Here is an 18,922-nt window from a genome sequence, read left to right on the forward strand (position 1 = left end):
AACGGGATGAAAGGGGTGAACGGCCGGTGCGTCGACGCAACCCGCGATGCTACCCTTAGACGATAATAAATCCGCCCCCGTTACGGCAAATACAGCGTGAATTAATCCGGAAATTCGGCGCGGCGGGATTGCGGCGCGAGGCCGCGACGACCGGCAAAATCCAAGGCCGGACGGCGGTTCACGGTATACTCCCGCGTAACTTGCCTGATCGCCAGGCTTGCCCGATACTCAGCTGTTACCCCCAAAATCTCCCCGTACGTCGAGTTTAACGCTACTGCTTATGAGTACAATCCTTGAAAGTCTTCCGATCGGCCAGAAGGTCGGTATCGCGTTTTCCGGCGGCCTCGACACTAGCGCCGCGCTGCACTGGATGCGCAAGAAGGGCGCCGTGCCGTACGCCTACACGGCCAACCTCGGTCAGCCCGACGAAGACGATTACGATTCGATCCCGCGTCGCGCCACGCAATATGGCGCCGAAGGCGCGCGCCTGATCGACTGCCGCGCGCAGCTGGTCGCGGAAGGCATCGCGGCGCTGCAGTGCGGCGCGTTTCATATCTCGACGGCGGGCGTCACCTACTTCAACACGACGCCGATCGGCCGCGCCGTGACCGGCACGATGCTGGTGGCCGCGATGAAGGAAGACGGCGTCAACATCTGGGGCGACGGCAGCACGTACAAGGGTAACGACATCGAGCGTTTCTACCGCTACGGTCTGCTCGTGAACCCGGACCTGAAGATCTACAAGCCGTGGCTCGACCAGCTGTTCATCGACGAACTCGGCGGCCGCTCGGAAATGTCCGAGTTCATGCGCCAGTCGGGCTTCGACTACAAGATGTCGGCCGAAAAGGCGTATTCGACCGACTCGAACCTGCTCGGCGCGACGCACGAAGCGAAGGATCTCGAAAGCCTCGAATCCGGCATCAAGATCGTCAACCCGATCATGGGCGTCGCGTTCTGGCGCGACGACGTGCAGATCGCGAAGGAAGAAGTGACGGTCCGCTTCGAGGAAGGCCAGCCGGTCGCGCTGAACGGCCAGACGTTCCCGAACGCGGTCGAGCTGCTGCTCGAAGCGAACCGAATCGGCGGCCGTCACGGTCTCGGCATGAGCGACCAGATCGAAAACCGCATCATCGAGGCGAAGAGCCGCGGCATCTATGAAGCCCCGGGCCTCGCGTTGCTCAACATCGCATACGAGCGTCTCGTCACCGGCATCCACAACGAAGACACGATCGAGCAGTTCCGCGAGAACGGCCGCCGCCTCGGCCGTCTGCTGTATCAGGGCCGCTGGTTCGATCCGCAGGCGATCATGCTGCGCGAAACCGCGCAGCGCTGGGTCGCGCGCGCGATCACCGGCGAAGTGAGCGTCGAGCTGCGCCGCGGCAACGACTACTCGATCCTCAGCACGAAGTCGCCGAACCTCACGTATCAGCCCGAGCGTCTGTCGATGGAAAAGGTCGCATCGACGTTCTCGCCGCGCGACCGCATCGGCCAGCTGACGATGCGCAACCTCGACATCACCGACACGCGCGACAAGCTGCGCATCTACTCGCAGGTGGGCCTGCTGTCGTCGAACGAGACGTCGGCGCTGCCGCAGGTGAAGGGCGACAAGGAGTAAAGCGGCGCGTCTGTTTACCTGAACCTCGCATCGATCGATGGGCCGGCTCGCAAGAGCCGGCCCATTTTCTTTGGGGCTCCCGGATGCGCTCCGGCGCTTGGGCGCGATCCCACATTCTGTGCTCAAGTTTCGCGTGCCTATGCCGTTGACATAAGCTAAGTCCATTCTGGAACCCTTCCGTGCAACTCGCTTACAATAACGACCGCCTCGCCAGCCGGATGCCAGTCGACTCGACCGCCGCCGGCGAACCCGAGGTCGAGTCTTCGGTCATCGAGTGGCTGTTGCACGACGACCAGGTGATGCGCGAGTGCTTCACGCATGCGGCGGAGATTCTGAAGAGCGTGACCGGCGCGGCAATTACCGCGATCGTGCTGCTCGACGAGGAGTATCAGCACTATCGCGCCGAGGTCGGCATGGCGATGCCGCTCGTCACGCGTGCGCGCTCGCTCGCCGACTACGCGGTGCGCGATGCCGACCTGTTCGTGATCGAGGATGCGCACAACGACAGCCGCTTCGGCGAATGCATGCTCGTCAAGCGTCATCCGTTCGTGCGCTTTTACGCGGCGATCGCATTGCGCGCGCCGAACGGCGAGATCGTTGGCGCGCTGTGCGCGATGGACCCGGCGCCGGGCCGTCTCGACGCGGGCCGGCGCGGCGTGTTTTACCACCTGCGCGCGATGATCGAAAACGATCTGAAGATGCGCACGGCCACCGCGATCGATCCGCTCACCCAGTTGTACAACCGGCGCTTCCTGCTCGAAACCATCGCGCGCCGCTGGAAGGAGGCGCGCGACGGCGACGTGATGGGCTCGGTGGTCGTCGACGTCGACTGGTTCAAGCAGTACAACGACACCTACGGCCATCAGGCCGGCGATCACTGTCTGAGTCTGGTTGCCTCCGTGATGCAGGCCGCCGCCGACAGCGAGCGCATCGTGGTCGGGCGCATGGGCGGCGAGGAGTTCGGAATGCTGGTGCTCGAAGCGCAACCATCGATGCTCGAAGACACGCTCGAAACGCTGCGCCAGCGCGTGGCGGACCTCGCGATCGAGCATCGCGCGTCGCCGCTTGGGGTGGTGACGCTCAGCATTGGCGCGTCGCTCACGCGTATCAGCGACCTGTCGCGCCCCGCGCATCGCGACGGTTTCGCGAGCGCTGACCGTGCGTTGTATCGCTCGAAGCACAAAGGACGAAATCGCGTGACGATGGCGTAGCGGGCGTTGGCGATTGCGTCGGTACGGCTCTATCTTCAGTCATGGCGCATTGCTTATAGGACCATCGTCCCATTTTCACCCGTTGCCATCGTGGCAATATGGATGCGCGTAGTGAACGTCGACGCAGTCGCCGGGTGCGACAGCAGGGTGTTTTACGATGCGCATCATTCAAACGTTGCTGTACATCGCGGCGTTCTGCTCAGGCATGATCGTCGGCCCCGCGGCGTGCGTCGCCGCCCAAAGTGTCGCCGCGCAGCCGGCCGCCTCGTCGGCCCTCCCGGCATCCCCAACCGCCGCGGCGTCGGCTCCCGCAGCGCGCCGGATCGATCTCGGCAATCAACCGTTCACGGGCGATTTCGACGCCATGCTCGACCGGCGTCTGATCCGCGTGCTGGTTCCTTACAGTCGAACGCTCTATCTGAATGAGCAAGGTCACGAACGTGGGCTGACCGCCGGTCTCATGCGGGACTTCGAGCGTTATGTGAACAAGAAGTATCAGGCGACGCTCGGCAAGCGTCCGCTCACCCTGGTCATCATTCCGACGACTCGCGACCAGTTGCTCCCGGGGCTGATAGCGGGTCGGGGCGACATCGCCGCGGGCAATCTGACGGTCACGGAGGTCCGCCTGAAGCAGGTCGACTTCGTGGCGCCGCGTGACCGGACAGCAGTACGCGAAGTGGTCGTGACCGGGCCGAAGTCGCCGGCCCTCGCGAAGCTCGACGATCTCAGCGGTAAGACGGTCCATGTGCGGCCCAGCAGCAGCTATTACGAGAGCCTGAACGCGTTGAACGCGCGTTTTGGCAAGGAAGGCAAAGCTCCGGTGAAACTCGTGCCGCTGCCCGACGCGCTCGAGGACGAGGACGCAATGGAGATGCTCAATGTTGGGCTGCTCCAGATCCTCGTCGTGGACGACTGGAAGGCAAAGGTATGGGCGCCGGTACTGGCTGGAATCGTCGTGCATAACGATATTTCGGTGCGCGACGCAGGCTACATCGGCTGGGCGGTGCGCTTCAAGAGCCCCAAACTGCGGGACGCGATCAACGACTTCTACCTGAATTACGTGAAGAAGCAGAGTGTCGCGGAAGTCCGTCTGCAGCAGGAAATGAAGCGCATCAAGCAGATCTCCAACAATACGGAGTCAGCGGAGCTGAAGCGGTTCGGGCAGACGGTCGGTCTTTTCGAAAAATACGGTGCGCAGTACCGCTTCGATCCGCTTTTGCTTGCGGCTCAGGGCTATCAGGAATCCCAGCTGAACCAGAGCGCCCGCAGTCACGTTGGCGCAATCGGGATCATGCAGTTGATGCCAGCCACGGGGAAGGAACTTGCGGTTGGCGACATCAGGGTGGCGGAGTCCAACATACATGCGGGAGCGAAATATCTCGATGTGCTGATGGCCCGTTACTTTCCCGATGCTCACTTCTCGGAAAGGGATCGCTCGCTGTTCGCATTCGCAAGCTACAACGCAGGACCCGCAAAGATCGCCAGAATGCGCAAGGAAGCGGCGGCGCGCGGTCTCGATCCCAACAAGTGGTTCAACAATGTCGAAATCGTAGTCGCCGAGAAAATCGGCATCGAACCAACGACGTACGTGCGCAATGTCTTCAAATATTACGTTGCGTACCGGCTCGTCCGGGAGGCCGAGGCTGCACGCGCTCGCGCTATCGGGCAGATGCGCAAGCAGGGCGGAGCGTGAGGGAAGCGGGCATCTGAAAGCGCTGTCACCGCAGCGACGTGCCGCAGCCACGCCGCTGCGCGATTGTCGAGGCGCGCGCGAATAAACGTAGTTGGGCCTTCACGTGGAGTCTGAATATGTCGACCGTTGAAGATCGCTTGCACGCACTTGGCTACGTCTTGCCGGAACCGTTACGACTTCCTCCCGGCCAGACGCTTCCGTTCCCATGGGTGCGGATAGTCGGCCACAGGGCTTGCATCTCGGGCCATGGACCGACCAACGCGGACGGCTCGCTGGCCGAGCCACTTGGCAAGGTGGGCAGTCAGGTCTCGCAGGAGCAGGCCTTCGTGGCGGCTCGTCTCACCGCGCTCGCTATTCTGGGCAGCCTCAAGCGCGAGCTCGGAAGTCTGGAGCGCATCGCCTGTTGGACGAGGGTGTTCGGCATGGTCAACTCGGCACCCGGGTTCAACCGACAGCCCGCGGTGATCAACGGCTTTTCGGAACTGATACTCGCTGTCTTTGGCGAGGAGCGCGGCGTTCACGCTCGCAGCGCGGTGGGACTGGCCGAGCTTCCCTTCAACATTCCCGTGGAGATCGAGGCTGAAGTCGAACTTTTTCCACGAGACGCCCGAGCGCTTGCATCGAGCGAGGGGTGAGCTCGTGCCGCCACCGCTGTCGCGAGCGATCGTCTGAGAAATGGAAACGATCACGTTTCAGCGTGGAGGAGCGCCATGGTGAAGCGCCGTGATCTGATCAGGTGGCTTGCGGCTGTCCCGCTGTTCGCCTCCATCTGGCCGCTGCTTCGGCTCGATGACGCTCGCGCTGCGCAGACCCCGCGACGCGTACGACCGGGCGAACCGGGATGGCCAACGCCTTCGGACTGGGATGTGACGGGGTCATTCCACCCGGACCCGCGGTAAGCGTCGGGGCAGGCGCGATCTGGATGCATACCTATGAAGCCGTTACCGGAGGCGTGGGTCGGTATGTACAGGGCGGCGGTTGTGGAACAGTGGGAGTCGCGGGACTGATTCAAGGCGGAGGTTTTGGAACGCACTCCAAACAATTCGGCATTGCATCTGCTTCACTGCTCGAAGCGGAGGTCGTTACGGCGGACGGTGCGGTCAGGGTTGTCAACGCCCGAAGAGAACCCGATCTCTTCTGGGCCTTGAAAGGTGGGGGTGGCGGTACCTTCGGCGTCGTCAGCCGTCTGACTTTGCGCACGCACGAACTGCCGGCCGTGTTTGGCCTCGTATCCTGCGCAGTCGTGGCCCGCTCGGATGTCGCCTACAAACGGTTGCTGGGCCGCTTCGTCGCTTTTTACGCTGACAGGCTATGCAATCGCCACTGGGGTGAACTCACCCGCGCGGAGTTTTCTTCGTTCGCCACGGTGTCGGCTCCGAAGACTGGAGCGACGACGGGTTCACTCGCATGGCCGATTCCGACTAGCCGGCCGGCTGTTTCGCCCGAATCCTGATGCTCGTTGTGTAAGGGTATGACCGTGGATTGACTCCACAGAGAGGTCAATGCACGCTAGCGATGCCTCGGTATCCGAAGCATCTCGTTCTAGCGAACCAGATGGAGCGGGGTCGGCAACAAGTTGGGTACCGCTGCCAATACAACGTCGTATAAATGACGGAGACAGAACAGATGACAACAGCGAAAAAAATCCCGGCGGCCATGCGCAACCCTTGGAGGCTCGGTACCGCGGCGACCGTGATGGCGTCCGCAATCGTGCTGGCGGGCTGTGGCAGCGGCAACGACGGGCTGCAACCGCCGCCGCCGAGCAACGTGCTGCCTGGCTTCATCAAAAGCGCGGTGACGACGAAATCTTATGACGGCAACAGCGACGATCTGCTGAGCGCGGGCCTCGGCAAGACCGGCCTCGCATCGGCGACGGCGCCGGCCATCGCGAATGCGGCGCAACCTACGGCCGCCGAATTGCGGCGTCTCGCGATCTGGTCGAACTATCGGGCGCTCGTCGACATGACGGCGAACGGCGGCTATGGACGCTTCTGGGGCCCCAACGTCGACCTGAACGGCAACGACACGCTCGGCGAAGGCAAGATCGCGGGCAAGGAATACCTCGCCTATGCCGATGACGGCAGCGGCGCGCAGAACGTTAGCCTGCTCGTGCAGATTCCCGCGAGCTTCAATCCGGACCAACCGTGCATCGTCACCGCGACGTCGTCCGGTTCGCGCGGCGTGTACGGCGCGATTTCGGCGGCCGGCGAGTGGGGCCTGAAGCGCGGCTGCGCGGTGGCCTACACCGACAAGGGCGGCGGCAACGGCGCGCACGAGCTGTCGACGAATCGCGTGACGCTGATCGACGGCACGTTGCAGGATGCGACCGCCGCGGGCACGGCGAGCCTCTTCACAGCGAAGCTCGGCAGCAGCACGCTGGCGGCGTTCAACGCGCAGTTCCCGAACCGCTATGCGTTCAAGCATGCGCACTCGCAACAGAACCCCGAGCAGGACTGGGGCAAGAACACGTTGGAGGCGATCCAGTTTGCGTATTGGGCGCTCAACGATTCGTACGGCGCGTTGAATGGCTCGACGCGCACGGTGCGCTATGCGAGCGGCAGCATCACGACGATCGCCGCGTCGGTCAGCAACGGCGGCGGCGCGTCGCTCGCGGCGGCCGAAGAGGACACGTCGGGTCTCATCACGGCAGTGGTGGTCGGCGAGCCGCAGATCAATCTGCGGCTTGCGCCGCAGGTATCGGTCGCGCAGGGCGGCGTGCCGGTCGGCGCGTTCGGCAAACCGCTCGCCGATTACATGACGCTCGCGAACCTGCTGCAGCCGTGCGCCGCGCTCGCGCCCGCCGCGACCGGCGCGCCGTATCTGAGCGCGCTGCCGAGCGCGACCACCACCGCGCTGCGCACCGCGCGTTGCGCGTCGCTCGCGGCGGCCGGCGTGATCGCGGGAACGGATACGGTGACGCAGGCCACCAATGCGCTCGCGCTGCTGCATCAGAACGGCTATCAGACCGACTCGGACCTGCTGCAAGCGCCGATGTGGGACTCGCAGGCGGTGCCGGCCGTCGCCGTGACCTATGCGAATGCGTATGCGCGCGCAAGTGTCGCCGACAACCTGTGCGACTTCAGCTTCGGCACCACCAGCGCGACTGGCGCAGCCGGCGTGACGCCGGCGGTGTCGCCGATGCTGACGGTGTTCGGCAACGGCAACGGCGTGCCGCCGACCAATGGCATCAACCTCGTCTACAACGCGGGCGCCTCCGGCGCGCTCGATCATCGGCTCGCGACCGCCGATGCGAGCTACGCGGGCGCCGCATGCCTGCGCGCGCGGTGGACGAGCGGTTCGTTGAATGCCAGCGTCGATGCAATTCGCGTGAATGCGAATCTGCATGGCAAGCCGACCATCATCGTGCAAGGACGCGCGGATGCGCTGGTGCCGATCAATCACGCGTCGCGGCCGTATCTCGGATTGAACCAGGTGGTCGAGGGCGGCGCAAGCAAGCTGGCGCTGTACGAAGTCACGAACGGTCAGCACTTTGACGCGTTCCTCGGCGTCGCCGGTTTCGATACGCGTTTCGTGCCGTTGCATTACTACAATCTTCAGGCGCTCAATCTGATGTGGGCTCATCTGAAGAACGGCACGCCGTTGCCGCCGTCGCAGGTGATCCACACGATACCGCGCGGCGGCGTGCCCGGAGCCGCACCGGCGCTGACCACGGCCAACCTGCCGGCGATCGCGGCGACCCCGGGTGTCAATGCGATTTCCGCAACGAATGGCGCCGTGAACGTGCCGAATTGAGCGGCGCGTGCTGAAGCAATGCGCGCACACAGGTATCCGCCTGTGTGCGCGTTGCTGTGCATCTGGACGCCGCACGAGCGGTGCTGAGCTTCGCGCCGCGCAAAACGCTTTAGCCGCCGATCAACTTCAACCCGACCGGCAGCGATTCGCCGAACACGCGACCTTCGTCGGCGTTATCGAGCGCGACGACTTCGCTGACCATCGTGACCCAGGCGCGCGGCGCGCTCGCCGCTTCGAGGCGTCGCACGACGCTCGCGCGCAGCGCGTCGGGCAGATCGCGCGAGCGGTCGCCGGTCATGCGGGCGATCTGGACGGCCGCGAAGGCGGCGGGGTCGACCTTCTTCCAGTCGAGCGCGAGGATCGCATCGAGCCATTGCTCGGCGACCTCGGGCGACACGACGCTATGCGCGCTGCCGTAAAACGGGTGGCGTGCGCCGATCCGTCCGACCGCCCACCAGCTTTGATGGTTTTCCGCTGGCTTTTTCAGGCGAGCGAGCACCGCCTCGCCGAGTTCGATCTTGCGTTCGGCCGGAATCCGTTCGAGCGATGCGCACAGGCGCACCATATCGGCGAAGCCGGTCTTCGCGACATCGAACGGCAGCTTGTGACGCGATTGCGCGGCCTTCTGCAGATAGTCCATCGCGTCGAGCACGCGCAGCTGAGCATCTTCGCCGAGGCCGCCGGCCGCGCGGCGCCACAGCGTCCACCATTCCGACCATACCTGGCTGTCGGTCACGTACTGGATGCCATCGTCGAACAGCGTCCACAGTTGCTCGACGCGCCATTCGTCGAGCGGATAACCGAAGCCGGGCCGCACGCAATAGCCGGCCAGATTCAGCCACAGCCGTTCGTGATCGGCCGAGCGGCGGCGGCGGCGCGCGCGCTCCCACAGCGCGCCGAACAGTTCGCGCAGCAACGCGCTGTTCCAGCTGTCGCGCGGGCCGAGCAGATGTTCGAGCTGCGCGCGCAGTCGTTTGATCTCCTTCGGGTCGACGTTTTGCGCGCGGGCGCCGAAGCAACGGTCGATCAGTTCGATCGCGCGATCGAGCGCCGGGTGGCGTTGCGGTGCGCCCTCGGCGGATGGATCCACTTGCGCGTCGGCGTGGCGCAGCTGGAATTCGAGCAGCCAGCGTTGCGATGGCTCGTCGAGCTCGATGCAATGGACGTCGAGCGTGCCGACCTCGGTCAGCGACGTCGCGATGCGCACGGCGGTTTCGCGAGCGCGATGGCCGTCGCGTGGCTGGACGATCGTCGCGATCGGCGGCAGACGCACGAAGTCCCCGCCCGCGAGGTCGACCAGTTCGCCGGGCTGATACGCGGTGTCCGCGCTCGACGACACCAGGTGAAAGCGCACCGGATGCCCGAGCCGCAGCGCGAACGTGCGCTCCGCGATCAGAATCTCGTGACCTTCCTCGGTGCCGCGCGGCAGCAGGCAGATGCCGCGTTGCGCCGGCGCCGCGTCCGGCTCGGCGTCGTCTTTGCCGGCCGGCGTTTCGTCGAGCACCAGAAAATAGCTGCGCGGCGAACCGCCGCCGATTTTCGGCGCGAAGCCCGCGCGCGCGAGCGTATAGGCGACCGCGCCGCGCGCGACCGCGACGTCGGGGTTGTCGTTGTGCAGCACGTTGAGCGCCGCGCCGCGCCAACCGCCGAGCGTGTCGGCCAGACGCCGCGACAGCGCGTCGGCGCGGAACACGCCGCCGTTGAGCAGCAGCGTGTCGGGAACGGGCAGGGCGGCTGTGCCGGATGCGTCCGGCGTGCTGGAATCCGTGCCCAGGGCCTTGCGCGACTGCGCGGCGAAACGTTCGAGAAATGCCGCGATATGCCGCGTGACCGCCGCATCGGTTGCGTACGGCAGGCCGAATTCGACGATCGCGCCGCGCGGCCGGCCCGGACGCTCATCGGCGGCCACCCGCGGCAAGAAACCATCGACGATGATCTTCTCGACCTCGTCGCGCGTGACCTGCGTCGTGCGCGCGCCGCCGATCAGCTTCGAGCCCGCGCCGAGCAAGGTGACCGGCGCCGACTCGGGCGCCTGCGCGCCGAGCAATTGCTCCTTCGCGACGCGGCATCGCTCGACCAGCTGAGACAGGCTCGCCGCCGATAGCCGTTGCGGCGCCTGCGCACCTCCGCCGGCACCACCCAACAGCCGCGCCTCGACCAGATGCGCGAGCGCGAGGTCCATGTTGTCGCCGCCGAGCATCAGATGATTGCCGACACCGACGCGCGTCAGGCGCGGCTCGCCGTCGTCGGACAGGCCGACTTCGATCAGCGTCAGATCGGTGGTGCCGCCGCCGACGTCGCAGATCAGCACGAGCCGGGTGTCCGCCAACTCGCCGGCAAGCGTGTCGCGATGCCGGAACAGCCAGTCGTAGAACGCGGCCTGCGGCTCTTCGAGCAGCCGCAGCGACGGCAGTCCCGCGAGCCGCGCCGCTTCGACGGTCAACGCGCGCGCGCCTTCGTCGAACGATGCGGGCACCGTCAGCACGACGTCCTGCTGTTCGAGCGGCGCCTTCGGAAAGTGCTGGTTCCATGCGGCGCGCACGTGCGCGAGGTAGCTCGCGCTCGCGTCGAGCGGCGAAATCTTGCGGACGTCGTCGGGCGCGCCCCACGGCAGGATCGGCGCGACGCGATCGACCGACGCGTGCGACAGCCAGCTTTTCGCGCTGGCGACGAGCCGCCCCGGCACCTGCGCGCCGAGCAGCCGCGCGAGCCGGCCGACCACGACCGGCTGCGTCGCGTCCTTGCCGTGGCCCGACGCCGCACGCGCACCGGACCACGGCAACTGCAGATCGGCCGCGCTCAGTTCGCCGTCGGCCGCCTGATAGCGCACCGACGGCAACAGCGGCCGCGCGGCGACTTCGCCGGGGCTCACGAGTTGCTCGATCTCGAACACACGAATCTGCTGCGATCCGGCTTGCGCGTACGCGAGCACCGTGTTGCTGGTGCCGAGATCGATGCCGACGCTGTACCGCTTCATGTCAATCACGCATTCGCGTTGCCGCGCACGTCGAATTCGACTTTCCAGCGCTCGTCGGAGCCGCGCGGGATCGCTTCGAGTTCGAGCGTGCCCGCTTCGGTCACGCGCGCGTGCAGCTTCACCGGCACGACTTCGCCGGCGGTGCGGCCGGCCGCCGGCAGCGTCGCCTGGATTTCCTCGAGTTCCTGCAACTCCTCGGGGCCCCAGTAATCGAGCAGCGTGCCGACCTGATCCTGACGACGCACCGACGAGCCGAAGAAGCGGAAATGCACGGGCTCGCCGACGACCAGCCCGAACTCCTGCGTGGGCAGCTCGGCGTCGGTGCCTTCTTCCATGCCGAACGGCGCGACGCACAGCGCCTGCACCGGCGGCTCGAGCCCGGGCACGGCCGGCATCGCCGATTCGATCGCGATGTAGTACGCGCGCGCGGTGCCGCCGCGAATCCGCACGCCGCGGCCGCGCCGCACGTAGCCGTAGTAGGCCGCGCCGCGCGCGACCGCCAGATCGAGGTCCGCGCCTTCGAGCAGACGGGCTGGCGCCGCGCCTTCGGTCGCGAGCCAGCCGTTCAGCGTGCCCATGATCCGGTCGACCAGCAGCGTCGACTTGAACACGCCGCCGTTGAACAGCACCGCGGTCGGATGCAGGAAGCTCGCGTTGGGCGCGACATGCTCGCGCAGCCCTTCGAGTTCCGCCAGCGCGCCGACCTGACGCCCGAGGAACGCCGCCAGATGCCGCGTGATGCCCGCGTCCTGCGCATACGGCAGGCCGAGCTGCGTCAGACCGACCCGCGCGCGGCTCACCGGACGCGCGGCGCTGTCGATCTGCGGGAAGAAGCCGTCGAGGATCGTCTGTGTCAGTTCGGCGCGCGTCAGCTCGGTGCGGATCGAGCCGCCGATCAGCTTCGAGCCGCGGCTCGGCACGACGAGCGGCACGGTGTCGGTGGCGGGGTCGCTGAGCAGCGTTTCCTTCGCCGCGCGGCACGCGTAGGCGAGCGCGCGCAGTTGCCACGCGTCGGCCTGGGTACCCTGCGCGGCAAGCTTGCGCGCGACCACGTGCGCGAGCGCGAGGTCCATGTTGTCGCCGCCGAGCAGGATGTGATCGCCGACCGCGACGCGATGCAGTTCGAGATTGCCGTCGCGCTCGATCACCGCGATCAGCGACAGGTCGGTCGTGCCGCCGCCGACGTCGACGACGAGAATGATGTCGCCGATCTTGACCTGCTTGCGCCACTGCCCGCCGCTCTTCTGAATCCAGCTATAGAGCGCCGCCTGCGGCTCTTCGAGCAGCGTCATGCGCGTGAAGCCGGCGGCCTCGGCGGCCTCCGCCGTCAGCTCGCGCGCCGCGGGGTCGAACGACGCGGGGATCGTCACGGTGACGTCCTGCTCGCCGAACGGCGCGTCCGGAAGCGCGTGGTCCCACGCCTCGCGCAGGTGCGTCAGGTAGCGCACCGAGCTTTCCAGCGGCGACACGCGCGCGACTTCGGGCGGCGCATCGTTCGGCAGAATGCCCGCGCGCCGGTCGACGCCCGGATGGCACAGCCAGCTTTTCGCGCTCGACACGAGCCGGATCGGGGTGCCGGCGCCGCGGCTGCGCGCGAATTCGCCGACCGCGAATTCGCGCTGGCCGGTCCACGGCAGGTAGAGGTCGCCGGAGGCCAGTTCGTCGGGATGCGGCAGGTACAGGAACGAGGGCAGCAGCGGCAGATTATCGATTGCGCCGGGGCCCGTGAGCTGGGCGATCGACAGCACGTCCTGGGTGGTTTTCTCGCCGTCGCTCGCGTGCGTGTCCACGTAGGACAACGCGCAGTGCGTGGTGCCGAGATCGATGCCGATCGAATAGCGTGCGTCGCTCATAGCTCCACCTCCGCCGGTGCGATGACTTTTGCGTTATGACCGTCCGCCAGCTTCGGCAGACGCACATCCTCGACGCGCCAGCCGCGATGGCTGATGCTGCCGTTGAACGGCGCACTGCCGACCACGTTGCCGGTCAAACGGACCGAGCTCGCGTCGAAGCCTGCGGGCAGCGTCACGCGGCTGCCTTCGGCTTCGTCGCGCACCGGGCGGATCGTGAAGTGCTCGCGCAGCGTCGCGCGGCAGCCTTCGTGCACGAGGCGCGCGGCCGCGCCGATGTCGGCGTCGCTATAGGCCTTGATGTCTTCCTCGACGAAATCGATGAAGCGCGCGTCGCGCTGCAGCAGGCCGAGCAGTTGCAGCGCGGCGTCGGGGGAGGCCTCCTTCAGCACCGGCGCGGGTTGCGGCTTCGGTTGCGGGGCGGCGGCGGGGGCCGGGGTTGGCGTGGCGGCGGGGGCGGCTGCCGGGGCCGCGCCGATCTTTTCGCCGTTGCGCAGGCGCAGGACGTCGGCGGCGAAGTCGCCGTTGCCGAGAATGCTGAAAAACGTGCCGACGGCCAGCGAAATGCGGCCGAGGAAGGATGGATTCGAATCGCTCATAAAGGCTCCTGATCTGCTCGGTTGGGGACGAGCGGTCCTCGCCGCGCCGCGTGCGCCGGGCAGCGAAGCTGACGGGCCGGGCGGGGCTGTGATGTTGCGGGTCGGCGCGCGGCCCGGGGCGACGATGCAACCGCCGGGCCCGAAAACGGCTTGGGGACGCTTCGCGACCGGGTCGGCCGCGCGTGCGGCGCGCGCAAAACCCGTATTTTGCCTTGCGGCGCGCCCGACGCGGGCAAAGCCGGCAATTCTAGCGGGCAATGGGGTGGGATTGGCGGGGAGTTGCGGGAAGCGGGCGATCCAGGAAGGCGCTTTGGCAGCGCGCCTATCAGCGACGTTACGACTTCTTCGGATCCTTCGACGCCCGCTTTGCCGATGGTGCGGGCGCGGACCTGACCGGCCCGGCGACGTGCATGACGGCGCGGCGCGGTTGTCCGTGCGCGGCCGTCGCGGGTGCAGACCTGACCGGTCTGGCGGCGTGCCTGTCGGCTCGCGGCGGCTGTCCGTGCGCGGCCATCGCCGGCGCGGGGCCGCCCGGGTGCCCGAGCGGCGGATGCGCGCCGCCCGGATGCTCCGGCAGATGACCGTCATGGCTCGCCATCACACGATGCAGCTCCTCACGGCGATGGAAAACCTCGGCGCGATGATCGCCATGAGAATAGAACTGGCGATGCCGGACGCCGTCCCGGCCGACGACCCAGATATACGTATCGCCGCCGACGATCACCACATCGCGATCGACCACATTGGCGACGTACACATCGGTCGGCAACGGCTGATACGCGGTCACGGTCACTTCGTTGACCCGGTTCGGGGCGCTGACGAGCCGGCCTTGCCCACTGCTCACGCAGCCCGCGAGAAAGGTAGCGCACGCAGCCGACGCCAACAGCGCGTTGGTGATGGTTTTCAAGTTCATTCCCCGGTTTGTATTGGTTATTTGTCGAGCGATGCCCGTTTAACGGTCGGCGTTTTGCATTCTTGAGATATGAATCGACGACCAGGGAAACGAGCGGGTAAACGCGCAGGCGCAAACGCATGCCCGGCGCGCATCGCCTGATGAATCGATCCAACTGGGAAATAGAAAGAAGAAAGAAATAACGCACAATTCCGGCGGCGCGTTTCACCCGCCCGATCCGCGCTTAATTGCCGCCCGCATTGCCGTCTTCAGACTTCGCGTCGTCCCAGTTCATCCGGTGTCGATTAACGGTCTCGGTATGCCGTGCGTCGTCCTCGGTGTGGAGGTAAAGACTGGTCGTATTCAGCGAAACGTGGCCGAGGTTGTCGCGGATCGTGCGCAGATCGACGCCGCCGTCCGCCTGGTGCGAACCGGCCGTATGCCGCAGCCAGTGCGCCGACGCGCGCTCGAGCTCGTCGGCGCGATCGGCGAATTCGGGACCGCGCGCACGCAGCCACATGGCCGCGCCCGCGAAGATGCCCTTGATCGCGTCGTGAATCGCCGAGCGCGACAGGCAGCGGTTTCGGCCCTTGAACGGCAGCACGAGCGGCGTTTCCTCGGCGCGGGTCGGCAGGGCGGCGAGGCCATTGAGCGTGCGGTAGCTGCGCAGCTCCTGAACCAGTTCGGCCGACACCGGCACGATCCGCTCCTTGTCGCCCTTGCCGAGCGTCTCGAGCCACCACTGGTCCTGACCATCGCCGCCGAGCCTTCTGAAGAACTGACCCATCTGCCCGCCGGCCACCTCGGAAATGCGCATGCCCTGCAAATAGAACAGCGTGGTCAGCCAGCGGCAACGCGCGTAGTACGCGCGTTGCGCATCGGTATCTTGCGGCAGCTGCTCGACGAACAGCTTCACTTCGTCCCACAGCGACGTCGACAGATAGCGCGTCACGCGCGGCGCCGAGCGCTTCGCGCGTTGTCGCAGGAGCGCCATCGGATTGCCGCGCAGATAGCCGGCGTTGACGAGCCACGTGAACATCGCGTTCAGGATGATCAGCGCCTGGCGCTGGCTGGCCGGCGACAGCGGCCCGTTGAACGGCCGCCAGCGTGCGTCGCCGCGCGCGTACTTGCCGCCGTTCGCCGACACCCAGCGCGTGGCCGGCTGCGGATCGGCGATGAACGCCTTGAACAGCAGCAGATCTTCGTGAGTCAGCGACGACAGCGGCTTGCCGAGCTGCACGACGGCCCACAGCAGCAGCCGCTCCGCTTCCTTGCGGTAGTTGTCGAAGGTGGTCTTGGTGTCCGCGTAATTGGACAGCCAGGCGCGCACGGCGTCGAGATCGTTGCGCGCCGATAGCTGCGAGTTTTCCGCCGCGCCGCGATTGGTGCCGTCGCGGCCATCGAGCAGTTCCGGCACGACGAGCGATTCGACGGGCTGGACGGTGGCGAGCTCAGCGTTCGGGGCAGCTTTCGGCACGGCTTTGGACACGGTTCGGGGTACTCCTCGGGCGCACGCCGGTTGGCGTCATTCTGCTCCGCTCAGGTGCTGTCAGAAGCGTTTGCCTGAAGAGAAAGCAGTGCCCATTCTGTTACGGACGAAACGCGAAACCCTATCACACAGTCGGCTGCGCCTGGCGCAAAACAGCGGGTGCGCTCAAGCTTCGACGCGGTGACGATCGATCGGCATATAGTGATGCAGGGCGGCGCTCGTTTTCCGCCCGCTATAGTCGCCGCCTATTAGTGGCATTGCCGTATTCGAATTCTATTGAACTTTGTCCTCGCCTATATTCGAATAGGAGTGGAGCGCCGACCGGAGTCAGCCGTTACGGACATCGGCTGCGTTGCCCTCGACCCTGGATTTCATGAGTGCACTGCCGAGCCATTCGGCTGACTGTCGGGTTTTCGGGTCGTCAAATTGCCACGCAAGCCTGACACGATGACAAACGCATAACAAGTACCTTGCATGGGATTGGAGAAAGTACCCAGGCACCGACTCCGATCGACAACGGAGACATCCTCCAAAGGAGAGAACGCATGTCAAACGAAGCAAAGTGCCCGTTCATCCATACCGCCGGCGGCGGGACGACCAATCGGGACTGGTGGCCGAAGCAATTGCGCCTCGACCTGCTCAACCAGCATTCGAACCGCTCCAATCCGCTAGACAAAGACTTCAACTATGCCGAGGCATTCAAGAGCCTCGACTACGCCGCGGTCAAGAAAGACCTCGCCGCGCTGATGACCGATTCGCAGCCCTGGTGGCCCGCGGACTTCGGCCACTACGGCCCGCTGTTTATCCGTATGGCATGGCATGCCGCCGGCACGTACCGCATCGGCGACGGCCGCGGCGGCGCAGGGCGCGGCCAGCAGCGTTTCGCGCCGCTCAATAGCTGGCCAGACAACGTGAGCCTCGACAAGGCTCGCCGGCTGCTATGGCCGATCAAGCAGAAATACGGCCAGAAAATTTCGTGGGGCGACCTGCTGATCCTGACCGGCAACGTCGCGCTCGAAACGATGGGCTTCAAGACTTTTGGTTTCGGCGGCGGCCGCGAGGACACGTGGGAACCGGACCAGGACGTCTACTGGGGCAATGAAAAAACCTGGCTCGGCGGCGACGTGCGCTACGGCAAGGGAGCGGCCGGCAGGGAAGACGACGAAGGCGTGCTGGTCGCCGACGAGGAGCTGCACGGCACGGAAAAGAGCCGTACCGATCCGCCCGGCCGCAACCTCGAAAACCCGCTAGGCGCGGTGCAGATGGGCCTGATCTACGTGAATCCGGAAGGCCCGGACGGCAATCCCGATCCGCTCGCCGCGGCAGTCGACATCCGCGAAACGTTCGGCCGCATGGCGATGAACGACGAGGAAACGGTCGCGCTGATCGCCGGCGGCCACACGTTCGGCAAGACGCACGGCGCGGGGCCGGCCGATAACGTCGGTCCGGAACCGGAAAGTGCCGGTCTCGAGGCCCAGGGGCTCGGCTGGCGCAACAGCTTCGGCACTGGCAAGGGCGGCGACACGATCACGAGCGGTATCGAAGTCACCTGGACCTCGACGCCGACGCAATGGGACATGAGCTACTTCCAGAGCCTCTTTGGCCACGAGTGGGAGCTGACGAAGAGCCCGGCGGGTGCGAACCAGTGGGTCGCGAAGGACGCGCAGGCCACGTATCCGCACGCGCACGACCCGTCGAAAAAACTGCTGCCGACGATGCTGACGACCGACCTGTCGCTGCGCCTCGACCCGATCTACGAAAAGATCTCGCGGCGCTTCATGGCCAACCCCGACGAGTTCGCCGACGCGTTCGCGCGCGCGTGGTTCAAGCTGACGCACCGCGACATGGGTCCGCGCGCCCGCTATCTTGGCCCGGAAGTGCCGTCGGAGCAACTGCTGTGGCAGGACCCGATTCCGGCCGTCGATCACCCGCTCGTCGACGACAAGGACGTCGCGGCGCTGAAGCAGAAGATCCTCGCGTCGGGGCTGTCGGTGTCGCAGCTGGTCACGACCGCGTGGGCCTCGGCCTCGACGTTCCGCGGCTCGGACAAGCGCGGCGGCGCCAACGGCGCGCGCATCCGGCTCGCACCGCAGAAGGACTGGGCCGTCAACCAGCCCGCTGAGCTCGCGAAGGTGCTGAAGGTGCTCGAAGGCATCCAGAGCGAGTTCAACGGTGCGCAGTCCGGCGGCAAGAAGATTTCGCTTGCCGACCTGATCGTGCTGGCGGGTGGCGCCGGTATCGAGCAGGCCGCGAAGAACGCCGGGCAGCAGGTAACGGTGCCGTTCTCGCCGGGTCGCATGGATGCGTCGCCGGAGCAGACCGACGTCGAAGCGATCGCGGTGCTGGAGCCGGTCCACGACGGCTTCCGCAACTATCTGGGCGGCAAGTTCCCGGTGGTGGCGGAGAAGCTGCTGATCGACAAGGCGCAACTGCTGACGTTGACGGCGCCCGAGATGACGGTGCTGATCGGCGGCCTGCGCGTGCTGAAGGTGGGGGCTGGCAAAGAAGGTGTGCTGACGAACAAGCCGGAAACGCTGTCCAACGACTTCTTCCGCAATCTGCTCGACATGGGCACGGAATGGACGCCGGTGTCGGAGGCCGCGGAAACGTTCGAAGGTGCCGACACGAAGAGCGGCGAGATCAAGTGGACCGGTACGCGCGTCGATCTGGTGTTCGGCTCGAACTCGGTGCTGCGCGCCTTGAGCGAGGTCTACGCGAGCGAGGACGGCAAGGAGAAATTCGTGCGCGACTTCGTTGCCGCGTGGGTCAAGGTGATGAATCTGGATCGTTTCGATCTGGCTTGATCCGGCCAGTGCTGGCGAGTGGTTCTTTGCCACGTCGCC

General features: G+C 65.9%; 12 protein-coding genes. 7 read left to right on the top strand and 5 right to left on the bottom strand.

Annotated features, from left to right (window positions below; translation table 11 throughout):
• Window positions 1–280: 280 nt before the first annotated feature.
• The 6 genes from argG (at window position 281) to HDG33_RS04550 (ending at window position 8,272) form a co-directional block, all read left to right on the top strand.
• The gene (gene argG, locus HDG33_RS04525; protein ID WP_184022773.1) at window positions 281–1,615 is read left to right on the top strand and encodes an argininosuccinate synthase; all 1,335 of its coding nucleotides are present in this window, start codon (window positions 281–283) and stop codon (window positions 1,613–1,615) included.
• A gap of 179 nt (window positions 1,616–1,794) precedes the next feature.
• Complete coding sequence (locus tag HDG33_RS04530) at window positions 1,795–2,826, top strand: diguanylate cyclase (RefSeq protein ID WP_311548182.1); 1,032 nt, start codon at window positions 1,795–1,797, stop codon at window positions 2,824–2,826.
• Between the two features lie 157 nt (window positions 2,827–2,983).
• Window positions 2,984–4,519 carry a transglycosylase SLT domain-containing protein gene (locus HDG33_RS04535; protein WP_184022774.1) on the top strand — a complete coding sequence of 512 codons (1,536 nt, stop codon included), beginning with the start codon at window positions 2,984–2,986 and terminating at the stop codon, window positions 4,517–4,519.
• A 116-nt stretch (window positions 4,520–4,635) separates the two neighbouring features.
• The gene (locus tag HDG33_RS04540) at window positions 4,636–5,154 is read left to right on the top strand and encodes a RidA family protein (protein ID WP_184022775.1); all 519 of its coding nucleotides are present in this window, start codon (window positions 4,636–4,638) and stop codon (window positions 5,152–5,154) included.
• A 287-nt stretch (window positions 5,155–5,441) separates the two neighbouring features.
• On the top strand, window positions 5,442–5,972 hold the full coding sequence (locus tag HDG33_RS04545) for a hypothetical protein (protein WP_221311259.1): 531 nt from the start codon (window positions 5,442–5,444) through the stop codon (window positions 5,970–5,972).
• Between the two features lie 173 nt (window positions 5,973–6,145).
• Entirely contained in the window at window positions 6,146–8,272 is a 2,127-nt protein-coding gene (locus HDG33_RS04550; RefSeq protein WP_409258963.1) for a D-(-)-3-hydroxybutyrate oligomer hydrolase, read from the top strand.
• A 109-nt stretch (window positions 8,273–8,381) separates the two neighbouring features.
• Here HDG33_RS04550 and HDG33_RS04555 read toward each other — a convergent pair whose 3' ends face one another.
• The 5 genes from HDG33_RS04555 to HDG33_RS04575 all read right to left on the bottom strand — a co-directional run bounded on the left by HDG33_RS04555 (window position 8,382) and on the right by HDG33_RS04575 (window position 16,079).
• Entirely contained in the window at window positions 8,382–11,249 is a 2,868-nt protein-coding gene (locus HDG33_RS04555; protein WP_221311260.1) for an Hsp70 family protein, read from the bottom strand.
• Between the two features lie 5 nt (window positions 11,250–11,254).
• A complete protein-coding gene (locus tag HDG33_RS04560; protein WP_184022778.1) occupies window positions 11,255–13,102 on the bottom strand; it encodes an Hsp70 family protein in 1,848 nt (615 codons plus the stop codon).
• Window positions 13,099–13,698, bottom strand: a complete 600-nt coding sequence (locus HDG33_RS04565) for a DUF2760 domain-containing protein (RefSeq protein WP_184022779.1) — start codon at window positions 13,696–13,698, stop codon at window positions 13,099–13,101. The genes HDG33_RS04560 and HDG33_RS04565 overlap by 4 nt, the downstream gene beginning before the upstream one ends.
• 334 nt (window positions 13,699–14,032) lie before the next feature.
• On the bottom strand, window positions 14,033–14,611 hold the full coding sequence (locus tag HDG33_RS04570) for a hypothetical protein (RefSeq protein WP_184022780.1): 579 nt from the start codon (window positions 14,609–14,611) through the stop codon (window positions 14,033–14,035).
• Window positions 14,612–14,834: 223 nt separating this feature from the next.
• Window positions 14,835–16,079, bottom strand: coding sequence for a tyrosine-type recombinase/integrase (locus HDG33_RS04575; RefSeq protein WP_184022781.1), 1,245 nt, complete (start codon window positions 16,077–16,079; stop codon window positions 14,835–14,837).
• A 545-nt stretch (window positions 16,080–16,624) separates the two neighbouring features.
• Between HDG33_RS04575 and katG the strand changes: the two genes are divergently transcribed.
• On the top strand, window positions 16,625–18,883 hold the full coding sequence (gene katG / locus HDG33_RS04580; protein ID WP_184022782.1) for a catalase/peroxidase HPI: 2,259 nt from the start codon (window positions 16,625–16,627) through the stop codon (window positions 18,881–18,883).
• The last annotated feature ends 39 nt before the right edge of the window (window positions 18,884–18,922 follow it).

The sequence above is a fragment of the Paraburkholderia sp. Cpub6 genome (assembly GCF_014201065.1).
GTDB lineage: Bacteria > Pseudomonadota > Gammaproteobacteria > Burkholderiales > Burkholderiaceae > Paraburkholderia > Paraburkholderia tuberum.